Raw genomic sequence first — 14,967 nt, forward strand, 5'->3', positions numbered from 1 at the left:
CGAGAATGGGTGAGAAATTAGGAATTGCAAGCTCCAGTATCAGACTGTATTTTATCTATGCTTCATTTCTGACTTTCGGTTCACCTCTGATCATTTACCTCGCAATGGCATTTATCATGAACATGAGAAAGCACCTTCGTCGAAGGAAAAATTCTGTGTGGTACTATTGATGGAACAAACGTAAAACCTGTAGAGTAAATGGACTGGAAAGTAAAGCAAGTAATGTGAAACTTGCCACTAAAAATCAGTAAACCGCGCTTATTGTTATTATACCAGTTTGCCTACTGCTTTTACCGATTGCTGATTAACAACTGTCTGTCAGCAAAGAGGTGAAAATTTAGGGGCTCCCCCAGAAATTCCGCTTGATCCCTATTGATCGTTGCCACACATTTTCAACTCTTTAAACTTCCTTTTACCTTTAATAAAGTATTCAAACACTACGGAGCCCCTGCATATCGTATCAGCTTGCCGTATCTTCTTTTGCTGTACAGCCTTTCGTTTTTTGTAGTTTCCTTTTAGTTCTTTCAAAAAGTCTATATGCGCCCTCATCACGGCAACACCGTCAGCGAAGGTGTCAAAGAGCATGAACTTTACCGATGCTATGGCATCGAGCAAAATTCTCAAAGGCATTTTAATATACAGCTCGGAGGTGCTGTAGTTTTTATAAATAAGGGCAAGTCCATTCCTGAAATTAAGATATGTTTTACGGGGATTTGACTTGTGCAGCGTGCCGCCCCCTACATGGTACACCGTACTGTTGCCGTTGTACATCACTTTATGGCCTGCACTGTTGATCCTCCAGCAAAGGTCTATCTCTTCCATATGGGCAAAGAAGTCCGGGTCAAAACCTTCCATTTGATGAAAGATATCTGAACGAACGAACAGGCATGCACCGGTAGCCCAAAACACTTGCTTAACATCATTGTACTGACCGGAGTCTTTTTCGAGGGTGTTGAAAATACGCCCCCTGCAAAAGGGATAACCCAGTGAATCGATGAAGCCACCCGCTGCACCCGCGTATTCAAATTCTGACTTTTGGTGATAAGAGAGTATTTTGGGCTGGGCTGCGGCAATATCAGGGTCACTATCCATCATATCTATAATAGGAGTGACCCAGTTTTCCGTAACTTCAACGTCGGAGTTCAACAATACATAATATTGTGCTTCAACCTGCCGGAGAGCCTCATTGTAGCCGAGACTGTAACCGCCATTGCTTGATAATTTTATAATTTCAACCGACGGATGGTTTTTGATTACATAGTCCATGGAATTGTCCGTAGAACAATTGTCAGCCACTATTATACGGCAGTCAGCACTATGGGATATTACAGAGGGAAGAAACTGACGGAGGTGTTTTTCTCCGTTGTAATTAAGAATAACAATGGCGGTTTTTTCCATCTACACTAATCCACCCAGATCAAGTCCGGGGATATTGGGAAGCATGCCCTCTGTACTCTTTTTCAATTCTTCTTTTGCAAGCACTTCAACTTCCTGTAAAGCCTTGTTTATAGCCGCAACTACAAGGTCTTGCAACATTTCTTTGTCTTCAGGTTTTACAAGGTCCTGATCAATATCCAGATTGATCACCTCTTTTTTACCATTAACGGTAGCCTTAACCATACCGCCACCTGATTCTCCTGTTGCTTTTATGTGTACCAGATTTTCCTGGGCTTCTTTGACTTTGGCTTGCACCTCTTTCATTTTGCCCATCATCTTCATCATGTCAAACATAGCTAATAAATTTAGATGAGTAAGTATATAAAACCCCTGTTGAAAGGTAAGAGTTTCATAAATCGGATCGCAAAAATGTATTGGATAATATCAATTTCAAAACATTGATTGATATTTTAAATATTTTACTTTCTTAAAAGCAGTATTGTACCCGTCTTTGTGATCTCCCTGCCTGCCATATCCTGCATTTTGGCAACAAAGGCATAGGTGCCTAGCGGCAGTATTTTGCCATTCATCGTGCCATCCCAGCCTTCATCCATATTGTCAGAAACAAATATCAATTCACCCCACCGGTTGAAAATATTTAATTCATAGCTGACAATGAATCTGCCGTTGATCCTGAAAATTTCATTCCTGTTGTTACCATCGGGTGTAAAAGCATTAGGGTAATAGATGTTTACAGGTTTAATGATCTCTATGGTGTTTGATGTTGAATTGGGCAAACCGGCCTGGTTAGGCTGCGCAATCACCTTATATAGTACAACCTGCTCATTGTTATTATTGTCAACATCAGTAAGGGAGTTGGTGTTGGTGTTCAATGGTATGGTGCCGCCTCCGGGATATGATTTTTCAACCGTATAACCGGCTACACCATTTTTCCACCCTTCATATTCGTTCCAGGTTAAATTGATCGTGTTGTCAGCCTGGGCACTGCCGCTGAGTAAAATGGAACAGGCGATAATGCTTTGTGGGTTTTTGTTACCGCAGTCATCGGTAGAAGCTATTTCATAACAATAAGATTGCTGAGAGGTAGCTACATCCGTATTCTGAAATTCATTAGTACTGCTCGCCCCAACCGGGATGAAACCGCTGGCGGTATTGCTCCTTTTGATTTGGTATTCGCTTACATTCTGATTGGTCGGCGCTTCCCAAAACAGGTTTATAGTGTTGTCAGATACTGTTGTAGAAATATTTATGATCTGGTCGGGGGGGATGGTGCTAAAGGCCAGTCCACACTGCTCGAGTGAAGTGGAAGTGGCTCCGTTGGCGTACCTGCCTATCAGGGTATAGCAGTATTCTGTATCGCATTGCACGTTGGTGTCGTCAAAAGCCCTTTCAGCCCCGGGACGGTTGTTGTAATTTAACGGGTCTTCGCCTGTTCTTATAATATCAAAGCTTGCCGTGCTACCAGTTTGCCAGGAAAGTTTATTAACATCACTTTCCAGGATTAAATTAAGATCAATGCTGCAAATTTCATTGGAATAAGCAGCCACCGTGTTGGAGCAGGGGTCAATAGAGGCCATGCGGAAACAGTAATAAGTATCGGTCATATTGAGGTTCCTGATGGTGTCCCTTACCGTAGTCTCGTCTACAGGCTTTTTGAGCAGGCTAAAGTTGGAGTTGCCCGCCGGGGATATTTGTAGCTCATATAATATGTCTGGCTGTAAACTATATTCCAGTGCCAGGGTATTCATGTCAATCATTTCCAGAGCTGTAATGCTGGCAGCAGGGATGGCGTTAAGAGGGACAACAGTATTACTAAACGCATTGCAGTTATCCTCTGCACTGTTGTTCAGGCCTCTTATAGATATGGTTTTTTGCGCATTGTCAGCATAAGCGTGCTGAGGGTTTGCGGCTCCTCGGGGCACTGTTTCAGTGTTCCCGTCACCATAATCAATAACATAGTTTTCAAAACTGTTGTCATTGATGTTGATTACCACCCGCTCGGCAGAACATGAGTAAATGTCAAAGTCCGGTGGAGTATTCTCTGCTACCTCAATAGTGATAAAGTCCTGGGCAGAACCTCCCTGAAAAAGGACTTCTATCTGGTAGACACCAGCTTCGGTATAAGTATGCTCAATAGGGTCTGGAATTGGAGGGATAGGGTCATATGTTCCATCACCATCATAATCTATGTTACAGGGGCATCCACTTTGCCTGCATATACATGGAGCGGATGCCGTGAATTCAATTGTGATCGTTAACGGATTACAACCCCGGTCTTCATTGACCGTAAAAAAACCTTTATTGCTCAACTGGGCATAAGATACCCCTGCAAATAACAGCAGCAAAGTGCATAGAGCAATATGTTTAAATGCTTGTGTCAAATATCAAAGGCTAACTGTCTTTAAAAAACCGACCGCTTGGGCTATATCTTCATATAAAACACGGTCATCCTCTATAAACGGAACATGCTCACGGAAATTGCGCATGAAGTCTTCGAGGTAACCTGATGTTTTTAAAGGCCTTCTGAACTCCAATGCCTGCGTTGCAGTGATCAGTTCAATGGCTAAAATACGATATAAATTGTTGACTACCTTATATGTTTTGATCGCAGCGTTGGCACCCATGCTCACATGGTCTTCCTGTCCGTTGGAAGAAACAATAGAATCGGCCGAAGCAGGTGTACAGTACTGCTTGTTCTGGCTTACCAGTGATGCTGCTGTGTATTGAGGTATCATCAGTCCTGAATTAATACCCGGATTGGCTACAAGGTAATTGGGCAGGTCGCGTGCCCCGGATATAAGCTGGTATGTACGGCGCTCGGAAATATTGCCTAACTCGGCCAGTGCCAGAGATAAGAAATCCAGCGGCAGGGCCAAAGGCTGCCCATGGAAATTGCCGGCGGAAATAATCTCATCATCATCGGGGAATACATTCGGGTTGTCAGTTACACCATTGATCTCTGTTAGAAAAATATCCTTGACGTAGAAAATTGCATCAGCACTCGCGCCATGTACCTGCGGTATGCATCTGAATGAATATGGATCCTGAACGTGCTTTTTGGGCTGGGAGATGATGTCGCTGCCCTCCAGAAGTTCTCTAAATTTTTTAGCAACGAGAATTTGTCCTTTCTGAGGCCTGATCTCGTGCACTTTAGCACTAAAAGGCTCTATCCTGCCATCGAAGCCATCAACTGACATGGCACCAATTATATTTGCCAGGTCGAGCAGCTTTTCTCCGTTGATCAGAGCCCAGATGCCATAGGCGCTCATGAGCTGGGTGCCATTGAGCAGTGCAAGGCCTTCTTTCGCCCTGAATGCTATGGGTTTGAAGCCCAGTTTCTCATTAATTTGCTTACCCGAATATCGCTGACCTTTATAATTTACTTCTCCAAGCCCGATGAGAGGCAGACAAAGGTGGGCCAGAGGAGCCAGGTCGCCGGAAGCCCCGAGCGATCCCATTTCATAAACTACAGGATAGATACCGCTATTGTAGAAATCGATCAACCGGTTAACGGTTTCTACTTGCACACCCGAATGCCCGTACGCCAGCGATTGGACTTTTAGCAGGAGCATAAGCTTCACTATTTCCTGAGGCACTTCATCACCGGTACCACAGGCGTGCGATTTTACGAGGTTCTCCTGTAATTTGGTAAGGTCTTCCTTTGATATGTTTTTATTGTATAATGATCCAAAACCGGTATTGACCCCATAAACAGGTTCGGAAGATTCCTGTACTTTTCGGTCAAGGTAATTGCGGCATTTGCTGATTTTGCCTTCCGCTTCCGGCGATAATGCCAGTTTATAGTTTCCTGAGATTACTTCCTGAACTTGCTCTAAGGTTAATGACTTATCGGATATATAATGGATCTGGTTCATTAATTAATGCTTTGATAATTGTTGTAGTATTTCCTCCAGAGTTAATTTCTCCTGTTCTCCGGTGGTCATATTTTTAAAAGACAATTTTTGTGTCGCTATTTCATCGGAGCCGATGACGATGGTATAGCTGACGTTCTTTTTATTGGCGTAGTCAAACTGTTTCTTGGGCTTGGCAGAATCAGGATAGATCTCTGATTTTATACCGGCTTTCCTCAACCGGTTAAGTACTGACAGACCATATTTTTTAGATTCATCATCAAAGTGTATGATCAGTACTTCTGTTGATTTCAGTGCTTCTTCGGGGAAGATGCCCAGCTCCTCCATAACATCATAGATGCGGTCTACGCCGAATGAAAAGCCAACGCCCGAAAGATCGGGAACGCCGAATACACCGGTTAGGTCATCGTACCTGCCACCACCACTTACACTGCCGATACTTACATTATTGACCTTAACTTCAAAAATGGCCCCGGTGTAGTAGCTTAAGCCCCTGGCAAGCGTTACGTCAAAATCTACATGGTGCTGCTCCAGATCAAAGGCTTTAAGGGTTTCGAGGATTTCTTCCAGGTCTTTTATGCCCTGCAAGCCTTCGCCCGAATCCTTCAATATATTTTTAAGGTGCGCTACTTTATCTTCAATGGTGCCTGTAAGTTCAAGTATGGGCAGTGCTTTTTGGGTAGCCTCTTCGCTGATGCCCCGGTCTTTCATTTCTTCCAGCACCTTGTCTATACCTATTTTGTCCAGCTTGTCAATAGCCACACAAAAATCACTTTCTTTACCTGCTGCCCCTATGGCCTGGGTAATGCCTGAAAGTATTTTCCTGTGGTTTATTTTAATGTCAAAATCTTTAATCCCAAGCCTGGCAAAAACCTCATTGATCATCAGGATGATCTCCGTTTCACAAATGAGTGAATTGGTACCTACCACATCCGCATCACACTGATAAAATTCTCTGTATCTGCCTTTTTGAGGCCTGTCCGCTCGCCAGACGGGTTGTATTTGGTATCTTTTGAATGGTAATGCCAGTTCATGTCGGTTCATGACTACATACCTGGCAAAGGGAACTGTGAGATCGTATTTCAATCCCTTTTCAGAAATTTTAGGAAGTAACTGCTTTGAGCCACCAGCAAAATCGTTTTCGTCTGTTTTGGAGAGGAAATCCCCGGAATTAAGTACCTTGAAAAGCAACTGGTCTCCTTCATCTCCATATTTTCCAGTTAGGACTGAAAGGTTTTCCATTGCCGGTGTTTCGAGGGGCATAAAGCCGTACTTTTCGAATACTTGCTTGATGGCACTAAATATAAAATTCCTTTTGCCCATTTGTTCAGGGCCGAAATCGCGTGTACCTTTGGGTAATGTAGGTTTTTGACTCATGGCCGCAAAGCTACAAAAAAGCAGGCAAATGATTTGTGGCCCATTCAAACTGACAAATATTAATTTGAATTTTTCCTTTTATTATTAAATACTAATAATGTATCTTTGCAACCTCTTTTGACAAAAATATTATCAGAAATGGCTGTTACCAGACTTAAAAGAAAAGCGAAAAGAAATAAAACAAGGGCTAGAGTAAGACAGGAGACTATCCAGAGATTGAACACTAAGCCTGTTATAAAATCAGTTGACGTAGAGGAAATTAAAGAAGAGTTCAAAAAAGGCTCAAAAGGTTCTGCTAAAGCTGATACGAAGAAAGAAGAGGCTAAAGCTGAGAAAAAAGAAGCTAAAGCACCTGCAAAAAAGGAAAAAGCTGAGGCTAAATCAGAAGAGCCTAAAGCTGAAAAGAAAGAAGCCAAGAAGGCTGCTTCTAAAAAAGAAGACAAAGAAGATAAAGAGTAATCTTTAGATAATTTATAAAAGAAAGGCTGTATCATCGATGCAGCCTTTTCTGTGCTGCAATTCTCCGTTCTCCGCTCACCGTTTACTGATCACCACTCACTTGTTTATCACTGCTTATTGATCATTCTAATCGGAACAAACGAAAAACCTGTGGAGTAAATGGACTGGAAAGTAAAGCAAGTAATGTAAAACTTGCCACTAAACATCAGTAAACCGCGCTTATTGTTATCATTATACGGGTTTGCCTACTGCTTTTGCCGATTGCTGATTAACTACTGTATGTCAGCAAAGAAGTGCAAATTTAGGCTCTCCCCCAGAAATTCCGATTGATCCTTCTAATCGCTAATCTCCGATCTCTAATTACCGTTCACTCTCACCACCAATCACGATCACTGGCCCCCGGCCCTGCTCCCGATCTCTATCACCTGCATATCTTTCACCTCTTTGCCGACCACCTCAAAGCGTACGAGGGTTTTAACCTTATGGAAGCCATGTATCCCTGCTGCTCCGGGATTAATGTAAAGGAGGTTATTGATCTTCGGATCTCTCATAATTCTCAGGATATGTGAATGGCCGCAAATGAAGATGTCGGGGTGGGAAAGCTGGAGACCTCTTTTTATTTTAGGATTATAACGTGGAGGATAGCCGCCGATATGGGTCATCCAGACCTTAAGGCCTTCACACCTGAATTTGTAATGTTCAGGGCATACGACCCGGACGTCATGGCCGTCTATATTTCCATAGACAGCTCTGGTTGGTTTAAAGTCTACCAACTGTTCCAGCACACCACTGCCGATATCCCCGGCGTGCCATATCTCATCGCAGGCTTCAAAATATTTAAATACTTTAGGATCCAGGTGTCCGTGGGTGTCTGAAAGCAGGCCTATTTTCATCTATATCTTTTATTTCGGGCTTCTAAGCTATACAGATGATTTTACACGGACAAATCAGTTTTGTTTTTTAACGAACTGCTCTATTGTTGAGAAATATAACTCAGGTTGTTCTACAAAAGGGAAATGGCCGCTTCTGGGAATAATAGCAAGCTTAGCATGAGGAATGGCCTCTTCCAAAGCTTTGCCCGAAAGGGTAGCGGCAGGCTCCTCTTCGCCATAAATAATGAGTGTGGGAACACTAACCTTTCTTAGGTCATCATAAAGATCGAAGGAAGCCAGGTCTTTGCCCAGATATCTGAACTTGGCACTTCTGGCCATAAAATCTTCCGGTATGTAAACACGGAGGCTGTCCAGAAGGTTTTTATTGTGAAACTGCGTTTTGAAAGAAAGCATCATTAATTTTTTAATGGCAGAAGCACTCCTGTTTTTCATTTCATCAGAATTCATAATCTCAATTCTGGTCAGGCTGTCTTCTTTTGTTATCCGTGAAGCCAGTTGCTGCTCTTCGGCCTGCCAGCCTTCAGTACTGGCAGGTATGGAGTTAGACAAGATGAGGTGATTCAGGTTTTGAGGATATTGAATGGCATAATACATAGCCAGCAAACCGCCCCATGAATGGCCTAGCAAATCAATTTTTTCGAGGTTCAACTTTTTTCGCAGTTGCTCAATATCGTCCACAAAGCCTGCAACCGACATGCTTGAAGTGTCAATATCTACAGAAGATTTTCCGCATGCCCGCTGATCGTAGAAGATCAGTTGGTGGTTGTTAGATAGTGTGTTGAAGTGAGGCAGGAAATAAGAATGATCCAGTACGGGACCACCATGTATCACGATCATGGGAGGACCGCTCCCGGTGATTTTGTAGTAAACATCAGAGCCGTTAATAACTTTGGTTCCGTCTTCCGAATGTATTACTTTGTCGTGCTCTTTACAACCTGGTTCAAACAGCAGGATCAGCAGCCAAAAAATATGGTAAACTCTCATGGGAAAAGGATTAACTTTCTAACTTTAAACTAAATATAAAATAAATTTATCAATGGCACTTACACCTTCGAATATGTTACCGCTGGGAACTGTAGCACCTCCTTTTGAACTGTTGGATGCGGTATCAGAACGAACCATGACGCTCGATGAGCTTAAATCAGACAATGCGACCGTGATCATGTTTATTTGTAATCACTGTCCGTATGTAAAGCACCTCCGGTCCGAGTTGGTAAATATTGCCGAGGATTATATTCCGGAAGGGGTGAAGTTTATTGCAATCAGTTCAAATGATATTGAAGAATATCCGGAAGATTCCCCGGAATTGATGCAGGCAGAGGCTAAAAAATGGCGCTACCCTTTTCCTTACCTTTTTGATGAAACACAGGCGGTGGCCAGGGCTTACGATGCCGCATGCACTCCTGACTTTTATATTTTCGACGGTAATATGGAGCTTGTTTACCGCGGACAGTTGGATGACTCACGTCCGGGAAATGAGAAGCCTTTGACGGGCAAAGATATGAGGGCAGCTTTGGATGATATCTTGAAAGGAAATCCGATTTCAGAAGATCAGATTCCGAGCCAGGGATGCAATATTAAATGGAAGAAATAATGCTTTAAATCAATAGTAACTATCTGATAATCAATGAGGGAGCCAATAGGTTCCCTTTTTTGTTGCTTTACATTTCCGAAATATCTCCGCAGGGGACAATAGTTACAGAAAGCTTAAATATTTATTTTTATATAAATAAAAAATATTACTATTCTGATTGTGATTTGCGTCAATCTTTGATCACCCGGAGTTCAATATTCTCAATTCTCAATATAAAAACCAAAAATCATGAAAAACTATGTCTCCATCCTTAGCAAAGAGGTGCCAGGGTGCCTGGTGCTGCTATTTGTCATTTGCTTTGCAAGTTCATATGCTCAAGATAAAGATGATTTGAGTATATATTACCAACACCTGAAGTCGGCGGGTATACAGGAAGCCGGGCGGCAGGAATCAATGATGTCTTCATATTTGTACAGGATCAATGCCGGAGGCTGGGAGACTCCAGGTACCTGGGAAGCAGATACATGGCATAATCCATCTCCTTATGTTAATAACAGTGAAATTGGTTATTCTTCTGCCAATGGGAATAGTGGTGGCTGGGGCGGTTTCTTTACTGAAAAAAGTCGGGTAAATGCCAGTTTGGAGGATATGGAATGGGACTTTCCAGTGGCTAATGGTAGTTATATTGTTTCCTTATATTTTGCAGAAAATCCCTATACATTTCAGACTATTGGTTCCCGCGTGTTTGATGTCGTTGTGGAAGGTAAGAAAGCTTTGGATGATTTTGACATCCTTCGTTACTCTGGGGACAATTTTGCAGCCGGATTCTTTGTGTCGGTAAATGTTTCAGATGGGAATCTGGATATAGATTTTATCACTGAAAAAGGAAGTTCGCTGATTTCTGCGATTGAGATTGCTCCCGGAAGTATTAACGATATAGACCCTTTTATAAACTATAATGCTCACGGTTTAGTATTTACTGTGCGAGAGGGTGTAGAACTTAGAATACCTTTAAAAGCAATTGATTTTGATAGTCCCGCTGATTCAATAACTCTGGCAGGAGGGTTGCCTTCTAATGAAGTCCCTTATGAATTATATGATTATGGAGGAGGGGTAGGTGAACTGGTTATAAAGCCTGGTTACAACGATGCTTCAGGGGAATTTGGTTATGGTCTATATGTTTTGGCAGAGGATGAGAATGGTATTTTAACTGACTGCAATGCATGTTGGGCATTTGGTGAAGTTATTGTTTTGGATACACCCGAAGATAGCGCTGTCTACAGAGTAAATGCCGGAGACTGGTTGCCAGTGAGTTCTCCATTAACGCCATGGGATGAAGATACTTATTCGAAGCCAAGCACTTATGTCAATAGCGCAGCCATTGGTTTTGCCACTGCCTCACACACCGTTATGACCAATCCTACTGATGCTCCCAGCGGCGTATTCTTTAAATCGAGAGTTGATAATAGTTTCAACGACATGACCTGGGAGTTTCCCTTGCCCGATGGTAATTATATTGTCAAGTTGTATTTTGTGGAGAGCAATTTCAACCTGCCCGGACAGCGTGTATTTGATGTGGCGGTAGAAGGAGCAGTGGCTTTGAGCTATTTTGACATTTTGAGTGAAACCGCGAAGAATGTTCCGCTACAGAAGAATATTACTACCAATGTTACAGATGGCAGCCTGAGCATCGTTTTCGAAGACAGGGTGGCAAACCCTATCATAGCGGCCATTGAGGTCACTTACAATGGTCCGGTGGTGGTGCCACCTGTAGCACCTGAGCTGGACCTCAATGCATCAAATGCTAATAAGCAGCTTTTGCGCGAGGTATCTGTAAAGCCCAATCCGGTACAGGATAGAATGACAGTAGTACTCCCAGAAGCTATAAAAGGAGAAGTAAGCATACGATTATTTGACAGCAATAATCAGGTAAGGTACCAGTCTGCCGATGCCAGTAGCTTTGAGAGGGAAGAGGTGCAATTTTATATCAGTCAGCAAATACCCCCCGGGGTGTATTATGCAGAGATATCGGATGGTGTTTCGAAGCATTATGTGAAGGTGTTGAAGCGGTAAATAGCAGAATATGCCGTAAAAGGGGAGTGGTTGACACCACTTCCTTTTTTATGTCAGGCCAATCAAAACCCGGCATTGTAGCCTCACCTCACTTTATTCTTTTTCCAGGCTCCGCCACCAGCGTTGCTATTCCTAAAAGTATATACATGCAGCCGCTGATATACTTTTGGAATTTTAACCTTACCGGGTTTCGATGAAGATAACCTTTTATTGACCCTGCCAGCAATGCATAAATGCTGTCGCTTATGATGCTTAGTGCAATAAATATCAGGCCCAGTATAAATATTTGCCATGTGGAAGAAGTTGTGCCCGGGGTGATGAACTGCGGCAGAAAAGCAAAAAAGAACAATGCTGTTTTGGGATTGAGTATGTTTACAATCGCACCCTGAAAGAAAACCTTACTCAGTTTTTGCTTCTCAAATCTCATGTTCATGTCAGGAGTCTCAGTTTTTGCGGTCAAGCTTTTGATACCCATGTAGATCAGATAGGCTGCTCCCGCATACTTGATCACATTAAAAGCCATGGCAGAGGAGACCAATATTGCCGAGATGCCTAGTGCAGCGGCTAAGAGGTGTACCAGGGTGCCTAGTTGTATGCCTAAAACTGATACCACACCAGCGGTTCTTCCCTGGTCAATACTCTTGGCAACTACAAAGAATACCGCAGGCCCGGGAATAACCAAAAGTAAAATGGATGCAAATATGAATGTTATAAGTTGGGTTGGCTCAAACATGGTTAGGAAGTTATGGGTTAAAGCTTTAACCAACGCAATTCGATCGGAGGAAGTTACGGGTTAATTCAGATAGTCTTCTATTTCCTTTACAGTCTGACGCGCTGTGCGCCCGACGCCAATCAAAGTGGCGGAGGCATAGCCCGTCCAGCCTCCGTAACCTACAAGCCAGAGGCCATCCAAGGCAGTGGCTTTTGTGTCATGGGTTGCTATCCGGCCATTTTCGACTATATTCAATCCTTCTAAATGATCCAGTGAAGATTTAAACCCTGTACACCAGATTACAGCATCAAATGCTTCCTTTGTGCCATCAGGCCAGATGACACCATTATTGTAAAATGCGGTGAAGGGACGAACAGTGCTTAGTACATTGCGTTCACGGGCTTCTTTCACTGAGGCAACCATTACTACGTCTCCGAGAGAGCCGACCGGTTTGATCTCCTTGCCTTCCTGCCGGGCTTTATACTGTCTGGTGGCAAACTCAAAAAGGTACCGCCCATCAACATCATCGGGAAGAAATTTGGGTTCCTCCAGTGTTACCCAGGTAGTGCTGGCTACTTTGGATACTTCCGCCAGTATCTGGGCTCCGGAATTACCGCCTCCAATGATCAAAACCTTTTTGTTTACAAACTCCTGTTCATTGCGATATTGAGCAGAGTGTACCTGAATGCCTTCAAACTCATCACGGCCTAAGTAATCGGGAATGAATGGCTTTTTCCATGTCCCGGTGGCGCTGACCAATGCCGAGCATGTGTACTCACCTTTTGAAGTTTCCAAAATGAACCTGCCATTTGCCTTGGTAACGGAATGGACAGCTACGGGTCGTTCAACGGGTAGCTTATATCTGTTTTCGTAGTCTGTCAGGTATTGTATTACCTGTGCCTTGCCCGGATATGCTTCATCACCCTTAGGCATTAGCCAACCGGGTAATGAGCTATGCTCTGCCGGAGAGAATAACTTTAAAGAATCCCAGGTTTTCAGCCAGGCCCCGCCGGGCTTTTCCTGCTCATCGAGAATAATATACTTTAAACCTGTACGGCGGAGAAAATAGCCTGTTGCCAGTCCACTTTGTCCGCCGCCAATCACGATTACATCAAAATGCTGCTGGTCTGCCATGTGTACAAGTATAGCATTATTCATTAAATTGATCTAAATTTTTTAAATGTCTGTAACCATTTCAAAGTCGCTCAGTTTCCCTGTTTGAAAATGGTTCGGAACCCTGCAAATAAAATATAGATCTATTGGATTCGATTTCGGATAATGCTTTGATGCTGAAGGTTAGAGATGGTGATCTCGATAAGTTGGGATTGCTCTTTGAGCGGTATAGAAAAATACTTTTCGGCTTCTTTTATAACATGAGCCATGATACTGGCCTGAGTGAAGACCTGGTGCAGAATGTTTTTATGAGGATACTTAAATACAGGGCTGGTTTTAAAGGTGATGGGGAGTTTAAGGTGTGGATGTTTCATATCGCCCGCAATGTAGGGCATGATCATTACCGGAAAACCAAAGGGAAAGAAACGGATGAGATAGACAACTGGAAGGACAAACTCGGCGATGACAATATGAACAGGGAAGTTGAAATGGAAAAGGGTGAAGACCTCGATCTGCTGAGGCTTGCACTTAAGCGGCTGGATGAGGAGAAAAGGGAGATACTCACGCTTAGCAAGCTGGAGGGGATGAAATATAAAAATATAGGAGACATCCTTAACTGTTCTGAAGGTGCCGTGAAGGTTAAGGTGTTCAGGGCGCTGCAAGCTTTAAAACAGGAATATATGCATTTGCAGGCCAGAGTATAAAATATAAGGAAGTATTTAGCAAAACATAGACAATGGATACGAAGGATTTGATAAACAAATACAGGTCAGGGCGGCTTTCGGCTGAGGAAGAGGAGTTGCTGGACAGGTACGTAGAAAATGGAACTGTGAGCCTTGAAGAACTTGAAGATTTGAAGAGTATCAAAGCTAATTTTGAAGCTCTGCCCACACCGGAGCCATCTCAAAATCTGTCTGATAATTTCTATGCAAATCTGGAAGCGGCCAAGCAAAAAGAACAGCAATCCCAAACTATACGAAATTGGTTTGCTCAATTATGGGCAGCTCAGCCAGCGCTAAGGTGGGCTTATAGTGTGGGGTTGATAACGCTGGGGGTAGGCTTAGGTTACTTGCTCAGGCCTGGTGGTGAAGACAACCGCAAGCTGGAAAACCTTTCTGCAGAAGTGAGTGAAATGAAGGAGATGATGATGCTGACCCTTCTTGACAAGGAATCGCCCAGCGACCGGCTTAAGGCTGTAAACCTTACCAGTGAGCTGCCTGATGCCAGCGTAAAAGTGACAGAGGCTTTACTGAAAACGCTTAACCATGATGAAAATGTGAATGTAAGGCTGGCTACGCTTGAAGCGCTGTACCCCTATGCTTCGCACCCGCAGGTAAGGGAAGGCCTGATCAAGGCCATCGCCATGCAGGAGTCGCCGTTGGTACAGATGGCACTGGCTGAGATGATGGTGGCACTTCAGGAAAAAAGGTCAGTCGAAAACCTTGAAAAGGTATTGAAAAACAAAAACACACCTCCTGAGGTCAGGGAGAGAATTGAGAAAAGCATTGAAGTACTCATATAACAACAAGGTCAAAA

At 43.3% G+C, this 14,967-nt stretch carries 15 protein-coding genes; 6 read left to right on the forward strand and 9 right to left on the reverse strand.

What is annotated here, in order from left to right; all coding sequences use genetic code 11:
* The coding region (locus tag E1163_RS31295; RefSeq protein ID WP_246223792.1) for a PspC family transcriptional regulator at positions 1-170 on the forward strand (170 nt) is incomplete at its 5' end.
* Positions 171-369: 199 nt separating this feature from the next.
* Here E1163_RS31295 and E1163_RS20380 read toward each other — a convergent pair.
* From E1163_RS20380 to hisS, 5 genes are all read right to left on the reverse strand, one after another.
* Positions 370-1,398 (reverse strand): glycosyltransferase family 2 protein, encoded by a 1,029-nt coding sequence (locus tag E1163_RS20380; RefSeq protein ID WP_155174309.1) that lies wholly within the window; start codon positions 1,396-1,398, stop codon positions 370-372.
* Positions 1,399-1,731, reverse strand: coding sequence for a YbaB/EbfC family nucleoid-associated protein (locus E1163_RS20385; protein WP_155174310.1), 333 nt, complete (start codon positions 1,729-1,731; stop codon positions 1,399-1,401).
* 125 nt (positions 1,732-1,856) lie between these two features.
* Positions 1,857-3,779 carry a T9SS type B sorting domain-containing protein gene (locus E1163_RS20390; RefSeq protein WP_155174311.1) on the reverse strand — a complete coding sequence of 641 codons (1,923 nt, stop codon included), beginning with the start codon at positions 3,777-3,779 and terminating at the stop codon, positions 1,857-1,859.
* 3 nt (positions 3,780-3,782) lie between these two features.
* On the reverse strand, positions 3,783-5,273 hold the full coding sequence (hutH, locus tag E1163_RS20395) for a histidine ammonia-lyase (RefSeq protein WP_155174312.1): 1,491 nt from the start codon (positions 5,271-5,273) through the stop codon (positions 3,783-3,785).
* A gap of 3 nt (positions 5,274-5,276) precedes the next feature.
* The gene (gene hisS, locus E1163_RS20400; protein WP_155174313.1) at positions 5,277-6,647 is read right to left on the reverse strand and encodes a histidine--tRNA ligase; all 1,371 of its coding nucleotides are present in this window, start codon (positions 6,645-6,647) and stop codon (positions 5,277-5,279) included.
* Between the two features lie 138 nt (positions 6,648-6,785).
* Between hisS and E1163_RS20405 the strand changes: the two genes are divergently transcribed.
* The gene (locus tag E1163_RS20405) at positions 6,786-7,106 is read left to right on the forward strand and encodes a hypothetical protein (protein ID WP_155174314.1); all 321 of its coding nucleotides are present in this window, start codon (positions 6,786-6,788) and stop codon (positions 7,104-7,106) included.
* A 389-nt stretch (positions 7,107-7,495) separates the two neighbouring features.
* Here the strand turns inward: E1163_RS20405 and E1163_RS20410 are convergent, their stop codons facing one another.
* Together E1163_RS20410 and E1163_RS20415 are read right to left on the reverse strand one after the other, a co-directional pair.
* On the reverse strand, positions 7,496-7,999 hold the full coding sequence (locus tag E1163_RS20410; protein ID WP_155174315.1) for a metallophosphoesterase family protein: 504 nt from the start codon (positions 7,997-7,999) through the stop codon (positions 7,496-7,498).
* Positions 8,000-8,053: 54 nt separating this feature from the next.
* Entirely contained in the window at positions 8,054-8,983 is a 930-nt protein-coding gene (locus E1163_RS20415; RefSeq protein WP_155174316.1) for an alpha/beta fold hydrolase, read from the reverse strand.
* 52 nt (positions 8,984-9,035) lie between these two features.
* On the opposite strand from E1163_RS20415, the gene E1163_RS20420 reads away from it, so the two are divergent.
* Together E1163_RS20420 and E1163_RS20425 are read left to right on the forward strand one after the other, a co-directional pair.
* Positions 9,036-9,593, forward strand: coding sequence for a thioredoxin family protein (locus E1163_RS20420; RefSeq protein ID WP_155174317.1), 558 nt, complete (start codon positions 9,036-9,038; stop codon positions 9,591-9,593).
* A 228-nt stretch (positions 9,594-9,821) separates the two neighbouring features.
* Positions 9,822-11,606, forward strand: coding sequence for a malectin domain-containing carbohydrate-binding protein (locus tag E1163_RS20425; protein ID WP_155174318.1), 1,785 nt, complete (start codon positions 9,822-9,824; stop codon positions 11,604-11,606).
* Positions 11,607-11,694: 88 nt separating this feature from the next.
* Here the strand turns inward: E1163_RS20425 and E1163_RS20430 are convergent, their stop codons facing one another.
* Positions 11,695-12,339 carry a LysE family translocator gene (locus tag E1163_RS20430; RefSeq protein WP_155174319.1) on the reverse strand — a complete coding sequence of 215 codons (645 nt, stop codon included), beginning with the start codon at positions 12,337-12,339 and terminating at the stop codon, positions 11,695-11,697.
* Positions 12,340-12,399: 60 nt separating this feature from the next.
* Entirely contained in the window at positions 12,400-13,476 is a 1,077-nt protein-coding gene (locus E1163_RS20435) for an ArsO family NAD(P)H-dependent flavin-containing monooxygenase (RefSeq protein ID WP_246223790.1), read from the reverse strand.
* A gap of 101 nt (positions 13,477-13,577) precedes the next feature.
* Between E1163_RS20435 and E1163_RS20440 the strand changes: the two genes are divergently transcribed.
* Together E1163_RS20440 and E1163_RS20445 are read left to right on the forward strand one after the other, a co-directional pair.
* Entirely contained in the window at positions 13,578-14,135 is a 558-nt protein-coding gene (locus tag E1163_RS20440; protein ID WP_155174320.1) for an RNA polymerase sigma factor, read from the forward strand.
* Between the two features lie 32 nt (positions 14,136-14,167).
* A complete protein-coding gene (locus E1163_RS20445) occupies positions 14,168-14,953 on the forward strand; it encodes a HEAT repeat domain-containing protein (protein WP_155174321.1) in 786 nt (261 codons plus the stop codon).
* The last annotated feature ends 14 nt before the right edge of the window (positions 14,954-14,967 follow it).

Source organism: Fulvivirga kasyanovii, from assembly GCF_009711405.1.
In the GTDB taxonomy this organism is placed as follows: domain Bacteria; phylum Bacteroidota; class Bacteroidia; order Cytophagales; family Cyclobacteriaceae; genus Fulvivirga; species Fulvivirga kasyanovii.